Here is a 15,499-nt window from a genome sequence, read left to right on the forward strand (position 1 = left end):
ATGTCGCACTTTTTGCATTATGCCCTAAGTTAGCCGAGGGATACACTTGTATTTCGAAAAATTTAGCGGGAACGATGGGGCGTGTCAGCCCGTCGTTCCCGCAGTCTTACTCCTCCGCCTTGGCGGCGTCCCACAGGTCGTTGAGGCCGTGGGTCGAAAGCTCAGCCAGATCCACATGGGCGTTGGCCGCCATCTGCTCCATCGCGGCCCAGCGACGGCGGAACTTTGCCGTGCTCGCGCGCAGGGCGCTCTCGGCGTCGATGCCCTCCTTGCGTGCAACGTTGACCAGGGCAAAGAGCAGGTCGCCAAACTCCATCTCGCGCTCGGACGAGCCGGGAGCCTCGGCCTCAAACTCGGCACGCTCCTCGGCGACCTCGTCCCACACGTCCTGGACCGTCTCCCACTCAAAGCCCACGGCCGCCGCCTTGCGCGACACCTTCTGCGCCTGCATCAGCGCCGGCAGATGCGTGGGCACGCCGTCGAGCAGGCCCTCGGGCGCAGCCTCGCCCGCCGCCACAGCCTTGTCCTTGGCGGCCTTCTCGGCAAGCTTGACCTCGTCCCAAATCTTGAGCACCTCATCGGAGCTCTCGGCGTCCGCATCGCCAAACACGTGCGGATGACGGCGGATGAGCTTGGCGTCGATATCGCGTGCCACGTCAGCCAGCGTAAACTCGCCGGCGTCCGCCGCAATCTGTGCATGCAGCACTACCTGCATGAGCACGTCGCCGAGTTCCTCGCGCAGGTGTGCCGCGTCGTCGACCTCGATGCAATCGAGCGCCTCGTAGGCCTCCTCGATCATGTTCTTGCCGATGCTCTGATGCGTCTGTTCGCGGTCCCACGGGCAGCCATCGGGCTGACGCAGACGCCAGATAGTCTGCACCAAATGCTGCAGCTCGGCCGACGCGTCGACCAGCGTGGACAGATCGCGCGAGCCCTCGGCATTTTGCTGAGCCATATGCTCGGACATGGTTACTCCTCCTCCAGGATCACGTGGCGGAACGCGCCGCCCTCGTAGATACCGTAGCTGTGCGTGCCGTCTTTGGGAATGCTCACGCTACCGGGATTGAAGAGCCACAGGCCCGGGTGCGTCGCGCTCGCTTCGTTGACCTTAATGTGCGTATGGCCGTAGACGAGCGCGGAGCCCTCGGGCAGCACGGGCGCATGGTCGACGCTGTTGTGCATGCCGGCGCCAAAGACGTGGCCGTGCGTCAGGAACAGCTCGCGGCCGGTCTCGTCAAACAGGGTGGCGTAGTCGGCCATGACGGGAAAGTCGAGCACCATCTGGTCAACCTCGGCGTCGCAGTTGCCGCGCACCGCGATGATGCGGTCGGCCAGGGCGTTGAGCAGCGGAATCACGCGTTTGGGAGCGTAGTCGCGCGGCAGGTCGTTACGCGGGCCGTGGTAGAGCAGGTCGCCCAGCAGCACAATGCGGTCGGGCTGTTCGGATTCGATGGCAGTGCAGAGGCGCTCGGCCCAGTATGCCGAGCCATGGATGTCGGAAGCGATGAGGTATTTCATGGGGAGTCCTTTCGGTGGGGTTAATTGGATTGGCGCGGCGCGTCACTCGCCCGCATCACTCAAATCGCAACGCCGCGGCTTGGGCCGCTTGCATCACGCGTTGGAGCGGCACGTTGTGCTCGCGGGCAAGGCGAGCACAGTCCTCGTACTCGGGAGCCGCACGTTCACTGCCATCGGGCAGGGTCGCCACCTTAACGGATACCTCGCCCCAAGGCGTTGTCACCTGCTCGAATCGGCGCGGCAGGCAAACGCGTTCCATCACCTGGCGACGAATGGCGTTGGTCGTGGTCTCCAAAAAGATAATCGTCTGCAGGCGCTCGATATCCTCGTGTGAGCAGATCACCTGCAACTGCCATCCGGGGCGGCCCTTTTTGCAGTAAAGCGGCAACCAATGCACCTCGCGGGCGCCGGCCTTGCGCAGGCAATCGGCAGCGTAGGCAAGCACCTCGGGCGACGCGTCATCGATGTCGCACTCCAGCTTGACGATAGTTTCGGGCGCATCGGTCTCGCGGGACAGCGGAGATGTACTTCCACGTTGCATACGGTCCGAATCCTTTCCGCACGGGCTCGTTTTATTCACCCAAACGCTAGCACATCGGACGTGGCACAGGCGTGACATTCGTCCGTCGCCGCCCTCACCCCTATCCAAACGTGTACGTCAGCCTCCAAACATGTCATTTTTTGTCGGTTTTGGAGGCTGACGTACACGTTTTGGAGCGAGGCCGATGCTGCGTGGCGACCCTCGCACGCAACCCACCTTTCCAGTCGATTTCGGCCCCAGCGCGCTCGTCGCGTCGGGGACAGCGCCGTTACAATGGAGCGGATTCGCCAAATGCAAAGGAGTCGCCATGCCCGCCTGCCCGCTGGTCGATTGCCATACCCATACCTCATTTTCGGACGGCCACGCATCGTTTAAGGACAACGTTCGCGCCGCCGCTGCGGCCGGCTGCCGCGTCATGGTCTCGACCGACCACCTCACCCTGCCCGCCAGCATGGACGCCAACTGCGAGGTGCAGGTTGCCGAGGACAATCTGCCGGCACATCGTCTGGCCTTTGAGGACGCCCGCAAACTTGCCGCGCAGATCGCGCCAGAGCTCGAGTTTATCTACGGATTTGAATGCGATTGGTACGAAGGTTGTGAGCCTTTGGTTGAGCACTGGTCCCAGGGTGCCGTCGTGCGTTTGGGCAGCGTGCACTGGATTGGCGACCCGGGCGATATTGCGGCAGGCGCTGCGGGCACGGCAGAGACAGAGGACGTCGCGCGCCCCGATACGCCCGATTCCCTTTGCGGCTGGATCGACGACGATACCAACCTGCATGTTTGGGAAAACCTGGGCGTGCGCGGCGTGTGGGAGCGCTACGTCGACGACTGGTGTCGTGCTTGCGAAAGCTCGCTTAACTTTGACGTGATGGCCCACCCCGACCTGGTCATGCGCTTTTCGAAGGAGGGCTTTGCACCCGACTTTGACCCCGCGCCGTTTTGGCAGCAGATGGCCGAATGCGCCCACGATACAGGTCGCCGCGTTGAGGTCTCGACCGCCGCACCGCGCAAGGGGCTCGACGATTACTACCCCGCGACCGGGCTGTTGCGCCGCTTCGCCCATGCCGAGGTGCCCATCACCTTTGGCTCGGACGCGCACCGCGCCTGCGACATCTGCTGGAACATCCGCGAGGCCCAGGCCCACGCCTACGACTGCGGCTACCGGGCCTTCGATATCCCCCACCCCACCGGCGAATGGGAATCCACGCCCCTCGCCTAACTAGTCGTTTAAGAACGTCCCCAATAACTAGTGGCGGCGAGCGTTGAGTTCGCCGGCCAGCTCGTCGAGGGTGATGCCGTAGCGCTCGAGCGTCACGAGCAGGTGGTAGATCAGGTCGCCGGCCTCGTAGCGAATGTGATCGTGGTCGTTATCCTTGCAGGCCATGATCACCTCGCTCGCCTCCTCGGCAAGCTTCTTGAGCAGCTCGTCCTCGACGTCGGTCAGCAGACGGGCGGTGTAGCTCTCCTGTGGCGACGCATCGCGACGACCGTGAATCACCTCGGCCAGACCTGTCAGCGTCTCGCCGATATTTCCCAGCTGCACGTTAGCTGTTCTGACTCCCATGGTTATTTCCTCTCGTTACTGCAGCGTAAAGTAGGCACCGGTCTCATCGAACCGAGGCTTTGCGCCCTTTTTCTCAAAGAACTCGACGATGACGGCATGGGCCTCATCGAGCCTTTCCTTCTCGGCCTCGAGCCAAAGCGACTGCGCCCCGCAGGCATCAGTCAGGTGCACGCGGCATGGCACGCCCGCGCGGAGGAGCTCGGTGTTGCAGTCGGCGACCTCGAACGGCGTCACAACTTTCATCGCACTCCCCCTTCCACGCGCTTAAAGAAGCAGGTACGGTTGCCGGTATGGCAGGCCGGGCCCGGCGAGTCCACCTTGACCAGCAGCGTATCGCTATCGCAGTCGGCCCAGAGCTCCTTGACCCCCTGCATGTTGCCACTCGTCGCGCCCTTGTTCCAGAGCTCCTGGCGGCTGCGGCTCCAAAACCACGTGGTGCCGGTCTTGAGCGTCAGCCCCACCGACTCCTCGTTCATCCAAGCAACCATAAGCACCTCGCCGGTGTCATACTGCTGAACCACACAAGGAATCAGCCCGCGGGCGTCATATTTAAGATCAGCCGCTTCTACTACCTCAGTCATCATTTCTCCCAAGTAACAAATGAAATTCCACAGGTCGGCGAGGGCTGTCCGGGTGCCGCAGGTTGCCGTGAAAGAGGAGCGACGCGTACTTTGGTACGCGAGCGACGGGTTGAGCGGCAAGATGCGGTGCCTGGGCAAACCGCAGCGCTAAAAGTCCAGTCTGACAGGGATGCCTTGAGAGGCCATATACTCCTTCACTTGACGGATGCTGAAGGTTCCAAAGTGAAAGACGCTCGCCGCCAGCACGGCATCGGCCTCGCCCTCAATCACACCCTCGGCAAAATGCTCGAGCGTGCCCACGCCGCCGCTCGCGATGACGGGAATCGGCACTGCGCGCGCCACGGCACGGGTGAGTGCCAGGTCGAAGCCAGCCTTGGTGCCGTCGCGATCCATGCTGGTGAGCAAGATCTCACCGGCGCCGCGACGAGCCGCTTCCTCGGCCCACGCCACCGCATCGATACCCGTGGCGTTGCGACCGCCCGCCGTGAAGACCTCCCACTTGTCGGCACCGGATGCGCCGGGCAGGCCCACACGCTTGGCATCAATCGCCACAACCACGGCCTGGCTGCCAAACGCCGCGGCGGCCTGGCTGATCAACGACGGATCGCGCACGGCGGCAGAGTTAAGCGACACCTTGTCGGCGCCGGCGGCAACCATAGTCCGCATGCCCGCCAAGTCGCGAAAACCGCCGCCCACGGTATAGGGAATAGCGAGCTCCTCGGCCGCGTGCGCCGCCATCTCGATGGTTGTCGCGCGGTTGTCGCTCGTCGCGGTAATGTCCAAAAATACGACCTCGTCCGCACCCTCGCGGTCGTAGGCGCGGGCCAGCTCCACCGGGTCGCCCGCATCGCGCAGGCTCACAAAGTTGACGCCCTTGACCACGCGGCCGTCCTTGACGTCCAAGCAGGGAATCACGCGTTTGGTAAGCATGGGCTACGCCTCCCCTCGGGCGGCGGCCAGCGCCTGGGCCAGCGTAAAATTGCCCTCGTAGAGCGCACGGCCGGTAATGGCGCCCTCGATGGCAACCTCGCCCACCGCGGCCAGTGCGCGGATATCGTCGAGCGTCGAGATGCCGCCCGAAGCCACGACGAGAAAGCCCGCGACCTGCGCCACATGGCGATATGCTGCGACGTCGATGCCCGTCTGCATGCCGTCGCGCGCGATATCGGTATACACCAGATGCTTAAAGCCCAGCTCGGTGAGCTGCGCCACGGCGTCGTCGAGTGCCACGCCCGCGCCGTCACGCCAGCCGTTCACCTTGACCTGACCGTCGCGTGCGGCGATGTCTGCCACCAGCAACTCGCCAAAGCCTTGGGCTGCCACTTCGGCAAAACCCGGCTCGGTCACCAGCACGGTGCCTAGTGCGATGCGGCGAGCACCATAGCCGGCCAGCTCATCGATGCGTGCAAGCGAGCGGACGCCGCCGCCCACGTCCACGGACAGACCGTCAACGCCGCAGATGGCCTTAATCGCTGCCGAGTTGGCAGCGCACGCGTCCTCGTCCTCACCAAAGGCGGCGGACAGGTCGACGACGTGCACCCAGTTCGCGCCCTGCTCGGCAAACGAGCGGGCAACGGCCACGGGGTCGTCGGAATATACCTTGCAGCGGCTGCGGTCGCCGCGCTCCAGGCGCACGACCTTGCCGGCGATCAGATCGATTGCGGGAAACAGAATCATCGGCCAACCTCCTCGACGATGTTGACGAAGTTCTTAAGGATGCGCTGACCCAGCGCGGAGGATTTCTCGGGATGGAACTGGCAACCCCACACGTTACCGTGGCGCACGATGCACGGAAAGCTCCGCGTATAGTGCGTGCGCGCCAGCACATCGGCGGCATCGGCGTCGTCACCCACCGCGTAGCTGTGAGTGAAATACATGTTGGCGCCCTCGGCAAAACCGGCAAGCAACGGATCGGCCGCACCGGCGGGCGTCATGCGCACCTGGTCCCAGCCCACGTGCGGGACCTTCAGACGGCTCGACTCCAGGTGCGTGCACGAGCCACGCATGATGCCCAGGCCATCGACCCAGGGACCACCGGCCTGCTCGGAGGCATCGTCGTCCGCGTCCGCGTCCTCGTTCGCAGGCACGCCCTCGTTGCCGCGCTCAAAAAACAGCTGAAGGCCCAGGCAGATGCCGAGCAGCGGAGTTCCGGCGGCAACGGCATCGAGCACGGCCACCTCCTCGCCGCTCTGACGCATAAAGGCGATCGCGTCATAGAACGCACCCACGCCCGGGATGACCAGGCCGTCGGCGTTGCGGATCTGCTCCGGATCGTCCGACGTGCAGGCGGCAGCACCGGCGCGCGCAAGCCCGCGCACGACGCTCGACAAGTTGCCCTTGTGGTAGTCGACCACCACGATCTTCGGTTCGCCCACGCGACCCCTCCACTTCTCATCATCCAAAACCACCACAAAGAGGACAGGCATCTTCGTGGTGGTTTTACCCTTGTGACGGTTACAGCGAGCCCTTGGTGCTGGGGATACCCTGCACGCGGGGATCGAGTTCGCAGGCGCGGCGCATCGTGCGGCCCACGGCCTTAAAGGCGGCCTCGATAATGTGGTGCGAATTGCCGCCCGCCAGCTCGCGCACGTGCAGCGTGAGCTTGGCATCGCGCGCAAAGGCATAGAAGAACTCGACGGCCAGCTCGGTATCAAAGCTGCCCACGCGCTCAGTCGGCACGGGCAGCTCGCAATAGGCCTGCCCGCGACCCGAGATATCCACGGCGGCCATCACGAGTGTCTCGTCCATGGCGATCGCCGCGTCGGCAAAGCGCGTAATACCCGCCTTGTCGCCCAGCGCCCGGCAAAACGCCTCGCCCAGCACAATGCCCGTGTCCTCGACGGTGTGGTGCGCGTCGACCTCGACGTCGCCCACCGCATGCACCGTCAGATCGAACAGGCCATGGCGGCCAAAAGCGTTGAGTATGTGGTCGAAAAACGGCACGCCGGTCGAGATATCGCACACGCCAGATCCGTCCAGGTCGAGCTTTACGACAATGTCGGTCTCGCCCGTCTTGCGGGTTACCTCGGCATAGCGGTCCATCTACATCTCCTCCTTCACCAGCGCGGCAAACGCGGCCAGCACCTCGTCGTTTTCCTGCGGCGTACCCACAGTGATGCGCAGACAGTCCGCAAGCCCCGGCGCGTAGCTAAAGTCGCGCACCAAAATCGAATACTCGTCGCGCAGACGCTCGCGCACGCGCGTGGCATGCGGCGTGCGCACGAGCACAAAGTTCGCCGCGCTCGGCCATGCCTCCACGGGCATGCCATCGGCAGCCATTGCGCGCAGGGCGCACAGCTCGCGCTCGCGCTCGGATGCGATCTGTGCCACCACGGGCGTGTAGGCATCACGGGCACGCACGCAGGCAAGTGCTGCCGCCTGGCTCAGCACGTTAACTGAATAGATCTGGCGAATCGCCGCGAACACGTCGACGACCTCGGGTGCCGCAATCACATAGCCCAGACGCGTGCCGGCGGCGCCAAACGCCTTGGACAGCGTATGTAGAATCACCAGGTTGGGATGCTCGGCGATAAGGCCTTGCGCCGTGGTGGCCGCGCCAAACGAATCGTCGGCAAACTCCACGTAGGCCTCGTCAACCATTACCATGCCGGGGCACGCATCGCACAGCGCCGCGACAAAGTCGAGCGGTGCCACGTCACCCGTGGGGTTGTTGGGCGAGGTCACGATTGCCAGGTTACACTCGGGTGCCGCCGCAAGCACGGCGGCCTGGTCGAGCTCAAAGGTCGCGGGGTCGCGCCACACGTCGCGCACCTCGGTCTGGCAGAGCGACGCAAAGAACGCATACTCGCTAAAGCACGGCGGGCAGTTGAGCAGGGTCCGTCCCGCGCCGCCAAACGCCAACAGGTAGTTATAGAGCAGCTCGTCGCCGCCGTTGCCCACGCAGACATTCTCGCGCGCCACACCATGCCAAGCGGCAAGCTCGTCGCGCAGATCGTTGGACATGGGATCGGGATAGCGGTTGAGCGGCGTGGCAGCCAGGGCGGCGTCGACCGCCTCGCGCACGCCAGCCGGCACGGGATAGGTGTTCTCGTTGGCCGAAAGGTTGATGCGCGTGGGCGTAAAGTTGGGATCGTAGGGCTCAATACCGGCCAGGCAAGGCTGGACGAGCTCCTTCATGCGAGGCGTGAGTTCGGCCATATTAGGCCTCCCCGCCGGTTACGCCAGCGCCATCTGCGCCTGCAGCCGCCAGGTCCACGCCCTCGGCAACCGTCGCCACGGCGTCGCCCGGCCAGGCAACCTTGGTCAGGTCGGCCGCGGCGAGCGACTCGGCGCTCACGGCATCCTCGCCCTGCTCCAACACGCGGCGACGCAGTGCGGCCGAAAGCGCGTGCGCCCACAGGCCCTCGGCCTCGGCCAGACGCTGCGTAGCGGGAGCGTCGGAGAGCAGGCCCTCGGGCGTATAGCATATAACGCTCGAGCGCTTAACGAACTCTTCGACCGAAAGCGGGTTGGAGAACATGGCCGTGCCGCCGGTCGGCAACGTGTGGTTGGGACCGGCAACGTAATCGCCGAGCGGCTCGGAGCTCCAAGCGCCCACAAAGATGGCGCCGGCGTTGCGAATGCCGCCGAGCAGGCCCATCGCATCCTTGCAGTGCAGCTCAAGGTGCTCGGGCGCCACGGTGTTCACGGCCTCGACGGCGGCCGCCATGTCGGCGGCCACCACGATGGCGCCTTCGTTATCGAGCGAAGCGCACGTAATCTCGGCACGCGGGGACTGCGCTACCAGAATGTCGATACCCGCCTCGACCTCACGCGCAAACTGCTCGTCGCAGGTCACCAGATAGCAGGCCGCCAGCGGATCGTGCTCGGCCTGAGCCATCAGGTCGGCCGCGACCACCATAGGCTTGGCCGTGGCATCGGCCAGCACGCAGACCTCGGAGGGACCGGCGACCATGTCGATACCCACGTCACCCGAGACAATCTGCTTGGCAGCGGCAACAAAGGCGTTGCCCGGGCCGGTGATTTTGTCGACGCGCGGAATGGTCTCGGTACCGTACGCCAGCGCGGCCACGGCCTGGGCGCCGCCCACCATATAGATTTCGTCCACGCCGCCGAGCTTGGCCGCCGCGAGCGTATACGGGCTAATCAGTCCATCCTTTTGCGGCGGGGTCACCATGACCACGCGCTCAACGCCGGCAACCTTGGCGGGAATGGCGTTCATAAGCACGGTGGAAGGGTACTGCGCGCGACCGCCCGGCACGTAGATGCCGGCCGCAGCAAGCGGGGTCACCTTAACGCCGAGCATCGTGCCGTCCGGGCGCGTGGTAAACCAGCTCTGCTCGACCTCGCGCTGGTGGAACTCGCGAATCTGGCGCGCAGCCTTTTCGAGCGCGGCGACAAAGGCCGGATCGAGGCCTTCGAGCGCGGCATCGATCTGCTCCTGCGGAAGACGGAAGCTCTGCAGCTCAACACCGTCAAAACGCTGGCAGTAATCGCGCACCGCGGCATCGCCGTTGGCACGCACGTTGGCCACGATATCGCGAGCGGCGTCGACGATGTTTTGCGGCAGCACGCCCTTACGGTTGAGCTGGTTGGTAACGAGGCGCTCACCGGGAGCAAGCTTGATGGTCTTCATTTCGGTATCCCCTATCGGTCGAGGTTGTGTTCGAAAAACGAGAGACCGGGCGGCGGCGCCAGTCGGCCCGCCGCCCGGACGTTGGGGCGCCCGTGCGTGCTCGCGCTATTGTGCCGAGCCCGCAACGGGCTCAAAATGCTTGTCCTTCACGGCTGCCGCCAAGCGATCTGCCAGATTGCGTACGCGCGGATCCAGACGTGCGGCACCCGGATTGACAAAGAAGCGGGCCGTGCAGTCCATAATGCGACCAGTAATAACGAGGTCGTTATCGCGCAGCGTGGCGCCCGTGGCGGTAATATCCACGATGCGATCGGTCATGCCGACGATGGGACCCAGCTCAATGTTACCGTGCAGCGAGACGATATCGGCGTTCACACCGCGCTCGGCATACCAGGCGCTCGCGATGCGCGGATACTTGGTGGCCACGCGAAGCGACCCGCGGCGGGCATAGTTGCGCTCGGCCTGGCCGGCGCGCCACGCGGGCTCCGCCTCAATGAAAGTGCACAGGCCGTAGCCCAGATCGACCAGCTGCAGCAGGTTGAGGTCGGCCTCGATAAGCGAGTCCCAACCGCAGATGCCGCAATCGGCACCGCCGCAGCCCACAAAGGCGGGCGCATCGCTGGGGCGCACGATGACAAACTCGATATCTCCGACCGCGCCCTCACCGGCACGCGTGTCGCGGCCGCGCACGATTAGGCGACGGCCCGGATCGCGCAACTCAGAGACGTCCAGGCCCGCGGCTTCGAGCACGTCGAGCGTATCGGCCTTGAGCGAGCCCTTGGGCACGGCGATGCGCAGCGGGCCCTCGGCGCCACGGCCCGCGGCGTGATCGCCATCGGAAGCAGCGTCCTCGGCCGAGGTGTGCGCAGCCTCCAGACGCTCGAGCGAAAAGGCGAAACCCGCCGCCGGCACCTCGATGCCGTCGCCAAATGCGCCGGTAAAGATGGAGTCGTAGCGTCCACCCGAACCGACCGGATCGGGCAAGCCACCGGCATAGGCCTTAAAGACCAGACCCGTGTAGTAATCGAACGAGTTCATGATGGAGAAGTCGAACGACAGCACCTGGGCGTCCTCGGGAGCCAGGCCCTCGACCAGGGCGCGCAGCTCGCGCGTGAGCGGCGCGACAATGCCCGCCGCCGCCAGAAGCACATCGACGCGGTCGAGTACCTCGGCGCCGCCGTGCAAGCGCGGCAGCTCGCTAATGGCAACCTTGACGGCATCGGACTCGGCGCTTGCCGCCACGCGGGCATCGAGGCCCACAAAGTCGTTGGCGTGCACGCAGCGCAGGGCCTCGGCGGCCAGCTCGCGATCCTCGCACGCCGCGAGCAGCTCCTTAAACGGACGCACGCTACCTGCGATAATGCGCGCAGCGGGCAGCGCCAGCTTGCGCACCGCCTCGGCCACGAGCGAGACAATCTCGACATCGCCCGCGGTGTCGCCCGCACCGATAAGCTCAAAGCCCAGCTGCGTAAACTGACGCGAGCCACCGGCATTGCGCTGGCACTCGCGAACCACCGGCGCCTCATAGCGCAGGCGCAGGGGCAGGTCGGCCGCGCGCATGCGGGTCGAGACCAGACGCACGATCGGCAATGTGTTGTCGGGACGGACCACCAGCAGACGGCCATCATCGTCAAAAAGCTTAAACGGCGTGTCCGCGATGCGGCCGCCTTCCTCGAGTGAACCCTTGTCCTCGAGCAGCGGCGTTTCGACCGGAAGGTAATGATGCTCCCTGAAGCAGCCCTTCACCGTCAGCGCAATCTCCTCGCGCGCCTGAGCCTCCTCGGGCAATATGTCCCGGAATCCCCACGGTGTGGCCGTCATCTGGTGAGCCTCCTCATGCTGTGTTTCATATAGAGCAGAAGACCGGCATAGCTCCGCCGGTCTTCTGGGTACTTTAGCATACTAGAGTGCTTGCGGGGAAAATCCGTCGCAGCCGCTCACACCGTATTCATTTGGAAACATGGGGCAGATTGCCGCAGCCCAACCCCACCTAGGCGCCAATCGCACGACGATACTCTGCCATTACCTGCGCATCGGCAGCTGCGGGGTCGGCAAAATAGCGCCCGTCATAGGTCTCGGCCGAAACAACTCCGCGATAGCCGCGCGCCACCAGCCTATCCAGGTCAGCCCGCATATCGCGGTCGCCGTCACCCCAGGCAAGATGCGTCGTGCCATCTGCCGCAACATCGACAAAATGCACGTGGGCAACATCATCGCCAAGCAGATCGAAGTAATCGTCGATGGTATCCCCCGCCACCGCCATGGCGCCCATATCCAGACACACCTTAAGTGCCGGATGATCAACTGCCTCGATCATGCGCTTCGTATCGGCCGCCGAGTTCACGATCATCGACTCAACCGGCTGCAGGGCCTCGAGCACCAGTCGCACGCCGCGTTCTCCCGCATGCTCGGCAATCGCACGCAGCATCGAGGCGCTGCGACCCCACGCATCCTCGATCGGCTCGTTCAAAAATGCCCAGCCGCTCGAGACCATGACCTGCTCGGCTCCAAGTTCCGCCGCGATATCCACAACGTTCTTAAAGTACGCGAGCGTGCGGACGCGCGCCTCATTCCCGCGCGCCGCGATATTCCACGGCTTGGGGTTGTTCTGTTCGGGACAAAGCCCCACAATCCGAACCCCATACCGCTGTGACAGCTCCCGCACCTGCTCGAGCGAATCGTATCCATGGCAATCGACATACAGATGCATCGCCCCGGTCCAAAGCTCGCAACACGTGTAGCCCGAGGCCGCTGCCGAGGAAAAGAACTCCTCAAGGTCAAAATAACGATGGCTGATATTCATGACGGCAAGCTGCGGATACTCCATCTTGTCCACCTTTCGGCAAAAGGGCGCCGCAGCACAGTGTGCGCGACGCCCCCTCTTACATTGTTTTAATTATGACGGATGCCCTACTGAACACCAAGCACTCCAAAGAACGCGCCGGCGATACTCACGAGCAGGATCACGAGCATGATGAGCAGCGGATTCATCTTCTTCTTGAGCATGAGATAGACGATTCCAAACAGCCCCATCGTGACAAAGCCCGGGAAGATTCCATTGAGCAGCTCGGCGAGCGTCTGAGCGCCATCGCCCGCGCCGACCATGAGCGGAATGTCCACGGTGACCATCTCCATGGTCATAGCTCCGATCACCATGGCGCCCATGATAGAGGCCATCTTGACAATCGTGTCCATAATGCCCGATTCCTGGACCTTGCTGATCATGTCCGAGCCAAAGCGATATCCCACAAACGTCAGCAGGTAACGGATGATGTAGTGAGGGACGTTGAACACGAGCAGGAACAAAATCGGGCCAAGAATAGAGCCCTGCAGCGCCAGCGACGTGCCGACACCCGTTGCCAAAATTCGCAGTGTGCCCCAGTAGAAGGCATCGCCCACGCCGGACAGCGGTCCCATCAAAGCAAGCTTGACATTAGAGATCGCGCTCGTGTCAAAGCTATCGTCAGTAGCGTTGACCTCTTCCATTGCGGCAGCAATGGACATGGGGAGCGTCGAGATGTACGGCGTGACGTTATAGAGCTCCATATGGCGCTTAAGGGCGGCCTTAAAGTCCGCATCCTGCGGATACAGCTTGCGCAGGATCGGCATAAGGGCCCACATAAAGCCGATATGGCCCATACGCTCGTAGTTCCAGGAATGCTCATAGGGAATCGAGCGCCAGAACAGTTTCTTAAGGTCTGCGCGGGAAATCAGCCCGTCGTAAGAAGACTCAAACTTAAAACTCATCGAACCCACTCCCAATCGCAGGATCCTCGGTTGCCGCTGCGGGCTGCTCCGCCTTTTTCTTGTCACCCAAAACCGTCATCGCGACGACGATGATCGCGGCAAAAATCGCCACGCCCGTCGTGCTAATGCCAAAGTAGGCGACGAGGAAGAAGCCAGCGAAGAAGAACGGAGCCACTGTTTTGTTCATAATCATCTGCGCCAGCATCGCAAAGCCGAGTGCGGGCAAGAAGGCGGCGGCGACATCCATGCCGGTCTGAACGAAATCGGGGATGATGTTGAGCAGGCTGGCAACAGCATCGGCGCCAAAGAAGAATGCCAGGGGAATAATCAGCAGGCCGCACCAGCTCTGCGCATAACCGGCGATGAGCATGTTGCGCGTGATGGCCTTGGTGTCTCCGTCCTCGACGTTTTTGTCGATACGGTGCACCAGCAGTAGCATCACCGGCTGGCCCAGGGCCGTATCGAGCGCCAGGACGATCGTTGCGATGGGAATGCCCAGGGTCAGGGCCGCCGAAGCGTCCGCACCGGCCTGCATGGCAAGCGACACGCCCAGGATGGTTCCGGAAATCGTATCGGGCGGGTTATACGCACCGACCGAGATGGCGCCGACCATGGCAAGCTCCATCGTGGCGCCCATGATCGTGCCGGTCACCATGTCGCCCATGACAAGGCCAACCAGAGGTCCGAGCACGATCGGGCGCTGGAGGTAGCTCGTGCCCGTCAGCCACTCGGAATAACCCAAAAGGGCAATAAGGAAAATCAGGATTGTCTTGATAACCATAATGGCCCCTAACCGATGACCTTCGCGGCGTCAGTCTTCGCATCTGCCGGAATCATCTGAATGAACAGCTCGTAGCCCTCGCCGAGCAGCTCTTTGACGTATGCCTCGTTTTCGGGCGTGAGAAATACGCTCGTCGAGACCTGACGGGCATCCTCGCTAAAGGCAACATTGCCGAGGTTGATCTTCTTGACGCCCATCGCCTTGGCGACGGCACCGGCCTGCTGGATCGTCTCGCAAACCACGAAGAGCTTGTACTTGTCGGTCACACCGCTCTGAAGCGCCTTGACGGCATCCTCGGTGTTTTTGACGACGACCTTGCAGCCCTCCGGCTTTGCAAGGGACAAGGCCTGCAGACGAAGCTTGTCATTGAGGACCGTGTCGCTCACCAACAGGATGCAGTCGGCACCCAGAGCCGAGGTCCAGCTAACGGCAACCTGGCCGTGAAGCAGTCGATAGTCCACGCGAATCATCTGAATCATGGTGTGCTCCTAGCGATTAAAACTCGTCGAGTTCGGCCTGCCCCAGCAGGTCGTTGACGTACTTGACCTTAGTGTCGTCCGCCTCGACGATCTGGCGAATGGCCTCATCGATCGGGGTGGAATCGGACACGAACAGCAGCTGAATAAGGAGTGGCAGGTTCATATTGGTCACCAGGTGCGTGTTGGGGCGCGTCTGGACGATCTTGGTGAACTCGTTGTTGACGCTGCCGCCAAAGAGGTCGGTGCAAACGACAACCTCATCGTCCGCGGCAAAGCCGTCCAGAATCGCTGCAGCCTCCTTGACCAGGTCCTCGTTTCCGTCGACATACATAGACAGCGCATGGACGTTTTCGCGCTCGCCGGAAAGCAGGCCGATGCTCTCGACGATTCCAGATGCGAAATGAGCATGGGACGCCACGATAAACTGCCTCATTCGAATCCCCTTTCTTGCGAATTTCGGCATAAAAATGCCCGGACGCATGCGCCCGGGCAGGGTGCTTATTGATCAGTAGCTTATTTATCACCGATTAGTAGTCGAACTGGTGATAGTAACGACGGTAGTTGAGGTTGTGCTTGGTGACCGTCTCGTAGTAAGCGGCAAGGCGATCGGTGATCAGCGAGGAGAGAATCCACGGAGACACGATGACGCGGAACTCGTCGTCAAGGCCGGGGATCGCGAACTCGGCGGTGTC

Annotated in this window: 19 protein-coding genes; 1 reads left to right on the forward strand and 18 read right to left on the reverse strand. The window is 63.0% G+C overall.

Going from position 1 to position 15,499, the window contains the following annotated elements:
* Positions 1-106: 106 nt before the first annotated feature.
* From mazG to larC, 3 genes are read right to left on the reverse strand one after another with little or no spacing between them, the layout of a single operon-like run.
* Complete coding sequence (gene mazG / locus DW796_RS08800) at positions 107-967, reverse strand: nucleoside triphosphate pyrophosphohydrolase (protein ID WP_118094862.1); 861 nt, start codon at positions 965-967, stop codon at positions 107-109.
* 2 nt (positions 968-969) lie between these two features.
* Positions 970-1,518 carry a phosphodiesterase gene (gene yfcE, locus DW796_RS08805; protein WP_118094863.1) on the reverse strand — a complete coding sequence of 183 codons (549 nt, stop codon included), beginning with the start codon at positions 1,516-1,518 and terminating at the stop codon, positions 970-972.
* Between the two features lie 55 nt (positions 1,519-1,573).
* Positions 1,574-2,059: a nickel insertion protein gene (gene larC, locus DW796_RS08810; RefSeq protein WP_233539715.1), complete on the reverse strand. Its 486-nt coding sequence runs from the start codon at positions 2,057-2,059 to the stop codon at positions 1,574-1,576.
* 307 nt (positions 2,060-2,366) lie between these two features.
* Between larC and DW796_RS08815 the strand changes: the two genes are divergently transcribed.
* The gene (locus tag DW796_RS08815; RefSeq protein ID WP_118094865.1) at positions 2,367-3,278 is read left to right on the forward strand and encodes a PHP domain-containing protein; all 912 of its coding nucleotides are present in this window, start codon (positions 2,367-2,369) and stop codon (positions 3,276-3,278) included.
* A 27-nt stretch (positions 3,279-3,305) separates the two neighbouring features.
* Here the strand turns inward: DW796_RS08815 and hisE are convergent, their stop codons facing one another.
* The 15 genes from hisE to DW796_RS08890 all read right to left on the reverse strand — a co-directional run bounded on the left by hisE (position 3,306) and on the right by DW796_RS08890 (position 15,240).
* Positions 3,306-3,623 carry a phosphoribosyl-ATP diphosphatase gene (gene hisE, locus DW796_RS08820; protein ID WP_117637110.1) on the reverse strand — a complete coding sequence of 106 codons (318 nt, stop codon included), beginning with the start codon at positions 3,621-3,623 and terminating at the stop codon, positions 3,306-3,308.
* Between the two features lie 15 nt (positions 3,624-3,638).
* Complete coding sequence (locus DW796_RS08825) at positions 3,639-3,866, reverse strand: hypothetical protein (protein ID WP_117757621.1); 228 nt, start codon at positions 3,864-3,866, stop codon at positions 3,639-3,641.
* Positions 3,863-4,204, reverse strand: coding sequence for a phosphoribosyl-AMP cyclohydrolase (gene hisI, locus DW796_RS08830; RefSeq protein WP_118094866.1), 342 nt, complete (start codon positions 4,202-4,204; stop codon positions 3,863-3,865). Before hisI ends, DW796_RS08825 begins: the two co-directional genes overlap by 4 nt.
* 147 nt (positions 4,205-4,351) lie before the next feature.
* Complete coding sequence (hisF, locus tag DW796_RS08835; RefSeq protein ID WP_117769949.1) at positions 4,352-5,134, reverse strand: imidazole glycerol phosphate synthase subunit HisF; 783 nt, start codon at positions 5,132-5,134, stop codon at positions 4,352-4,354.
* 3 nt (positions 5,135-5,137) lie between these two features.
* On the reverse strand, positions 5,138-5,881 hold the full coding sequence (locus tag DW796_RS08840; RefSeq protein WP_118094867.1) for a HisA/HisF-related TIM barrel protein: 744 nt from the start codon (positions 5,879-5,881) through the stop codon (positions 5,138-5,140).
* Positions 5,878-6,579, reverse strand: coding sequence for an imidazole glycerol phosphate synthase subunit HisH (locus DW796_RS08845; protein WP_233539716.1), 702 nt, complete (start codon positions 6,577-6,579; stop codon positions 5,878-5,880). The genes DW796_RS08840 and DW796_RS08845 overlap by 4 nt, the downstream gene beginning before the upstream one ends.
* A 79-nt stretch (positions 6,580-6,658) precedes the next feature.
* Complete coding sequence (gene hisB, locus DW796_RS08850; RefSeq protein ID WP_118094869.1) at positions 6,659-7,246, reverse strand: imidazoleglycerol-phosphate dehydratase HisB; 588 nt, start codon at positions 7,244-7,246, stop codon at positions 6,659-6,661.
* Complete coding sequence (gene hisC / locus DW796_RS08855; protein WP_118094870.1) at positions 7,247-8,362, reverse strand: histidinol-phosphate transaminase; 1,116 nt, start codon at positions 8,360-8,362, stop codon at positions 7,247-7,249.
* A gap of 1 nt (position 8,363) precedes the next feature.
* Positions 8,364-9,800 carry a histidinol dehydrogenase gene (hisD, locus tag DW796_RS08860; protein ID WP_117648472.1) on the reverse strand — a complete coding sequence of 479 codons (1,437 nt, stop codon included), beginning with the start codon at positions 9,798-9,800 and terminating at the stop codon, positions 8,364-8,366.
* Between the two features lie 105 nt (positions 9,801-9,905).
* Positions 9,906-11,621 carry an ATP phosphoribosyltransferase gene (gene hisG, locus DW796_RS08865; RefSeq protein ID WP_118094871.1) on the reverse strand — a complete coding sequence of 572 codons (1,716 nt, stop codon included), beginning with the start codon at positions 11,619-11,621 and terminating at the stop codon, positions 9,906-9,908.
* 169 nt (positions 11,622-11,790) lie between these two features.
* Entirely contained in the window at positions 11,791-12,627 is an 837-nt protein-coding gene (locus tag DW796_RS08870) for a sugar phosphate isomerase/epimerase (RefSeq protein ID WP_118094872.1), read from the reverse strand.
* 83 nt (positions 12,628-12,710) lie between these two features.
* A complete protein-coding gene (locus tag DW796_RS08875; RefSeq protein ID WP_117564887.1) occupies positions 12,711-13,547 on the reverse strand; it encodes a PTS system mannose/fructose/sorbose family transporter subunit IID in 837 nt (278 codons plus the stop codon).
* A complete protein-coding gene (locus DW796_RS08880) occupies positions 13,537-14,328 on the reverse strand; it encodes a PTS sugar transporter subunit IIC (RefSeq protein WP_117564886.1) in 792 nt (263 codons plus the stop codon). The genes DW796_RS08875 and DW796_RS08880 overlap by 11 nt, the downstream gene beginning before the upstream one ends.
* 8 nt (positions 14,329-14,336) lie before the next feature.
* Positions 14,337-14,807, reverse strand: a complete 471-nt coding sequence (locus DW796_RS08885) for a PTS sugar transporter subunit IIB (RefSeq protein ID WP_099432278.1) — start codon at positions 14,805-14,807, stop codon at positions 14,337-14,339.
* Between the two features lie 16 nt (positions 14,808-14,823).
* Complete coding sequence (locus DW796_RS08890; RefSeq protein ID WP_118094873.1) at positions 14,824-15,240, reverse strand: PTS sugar transporter subunit IIA; 417 nt, start codon at positions 15,238-15,240, stop codon at positions 14,824-14,826.
* Positions 15,241-15,499: the final 259 nt, after the last annotated feature.

It is taken from the genome of Collinsella sp. AM31-2AC, assembly GCF_003469285.1.
Taxonomy (GTDB): Bacteria; Actinomycetota; Coriobacteriia; order Coriobacteriales; family Coriobacteriaceae; genus Collinsella; species Collinsella aerofaciens_AT.

What these genes read in the sequence shown, in the direction of transcription:
- DW796_RS08875 (WP_117564887.1), bottom strand. Translation starts at nt 13,547, where the DNA reads ATGAGTTTTAAGTTTGAGTCTTCTTACGACGGGCTGATTTCCCGCGCA.
- hisG (WP_118094871.1), bottom strand. Translation starts at nt 11,621, where the DNA reads ATGACGGCCACACCGTGGGGATTCCGGGACATATTGCCCGAGGAGGCT.
- hisD (WP_117648472.1), bottom strand. Translation starts at nt 9,800, where the DNA reads ATGAAGACCATCAAGCTTGCTCCCGGTGAGCGCCTCGTTACCAACCAG.
- yfcE (WP_118094863.1), bottom strand. Translation starts at nt 1,518, where the DNA reads ATGAAATACCTCATCGCTTCCGACATCCATGGCTCGGCATACTGGGCC.
- DW796_RS08815 (WP_118094865.1), top strand. Translation starts at nt 2,367, where the DNA reads ATGCCCGCCTGCCCGCTGGTCGATTGCCATACCCATACCTCATTTTCG.
- hisI (WP_118094866.1), bottom strand. Translation starts at nt 4,204, where the DNA reads ATGACTGAGGTAGTAGAAGCGGCTGATCTTAAATATGACGCCCGCGGG.
- larC (WP_233539715.1), bottom strand. Translation starts at nt 2,059, where the DNA reads ATGCAACGTGGAAGTACATCTCCGCTGTCCCGCGAGACCGATGCGCCC.
- DW796_RS08840 (WP_118094867.1), bottom strand. Translation starts at nt 5,881, where the DNA reads ATGATTCTGTTTCCCGCAATCGATCTGATCGCCGGCAAGGTCGTGCGC.
- hisB (WP_118094869.1), bottom strand. Translation starts at nt 7,246, where the DNA reads ATGGACCGCTATGCCGAGGTAACCCGCAAGACGGGCGAGACCGACATT.
- DW796_RS08880 (WP_117564886.1), bottom strand. Translation starts at nt 14,328, where the DNA reads ATGGTTATCAAGACAATCCTGATTTTCCTTATTGCCCTTTTGGGTTAT.
- DW796_RS08890 (WP_118094873.1), bottom strand. Translation starts at nt 15,240, where the DNA reads ATGAGGCAGTTTATCGTGGCGTCCCATGCTCATTTCGCATCTGGAATC.
- hisC (WP_118094870.1), bottom strand. Translation starts at nt 8,362, where the DNA reads ATGGCCGAACTCACGCCTCGCATGAAGGAGCTCGTCCAGCCTTGCCTG.
- DW796_RS08870 (WP_118094872.1), bottom strand. Translation starts at nt 12,627, where the DNA reads ATGGAGTATCCGCAGCTTGCCGTCATGAATATCAGCCATCGTTATTTT.
- hisF (WP_117769949.1), bottom strand. Translation starts at nt 5,134, where the DNA reads ATGCTTACCAAACGCGTGATTCCCTGCTTGGACGTCAAGGACGGCCGC.
- DW796_RS08885 (WP_099432278.1), bottom strand. Translation starts at nt 14,807, where the DNA reads ATGATTCAGATGATTCGCGTGGACTATCGACTGCTTCACGGCCAGGTT.
- DW796_RS08825 (WP_117757621.1), bottom strand. Translation starts at nt 3,866, where the DNA reads ATGAAAGTTGTGACGCCGTTCGAGGTCGCCGACTGCAACACCGAGCTC.
- mazG (WP_118094862.1), bottom strand. Translation starts at nt 967, where the DNA reads ATGTCCGAGCATATGGCTCAGCAAAATGCCGAGGGCTCGCGCGATCTG.
- hisE (WP_117637110.1), bottom strand. Translation starts at nt 3,623, where the DNA reads ATGGGAGTCAGAACAGCTAACGTGCAGCTGGGAAATATCGGCGAGACG.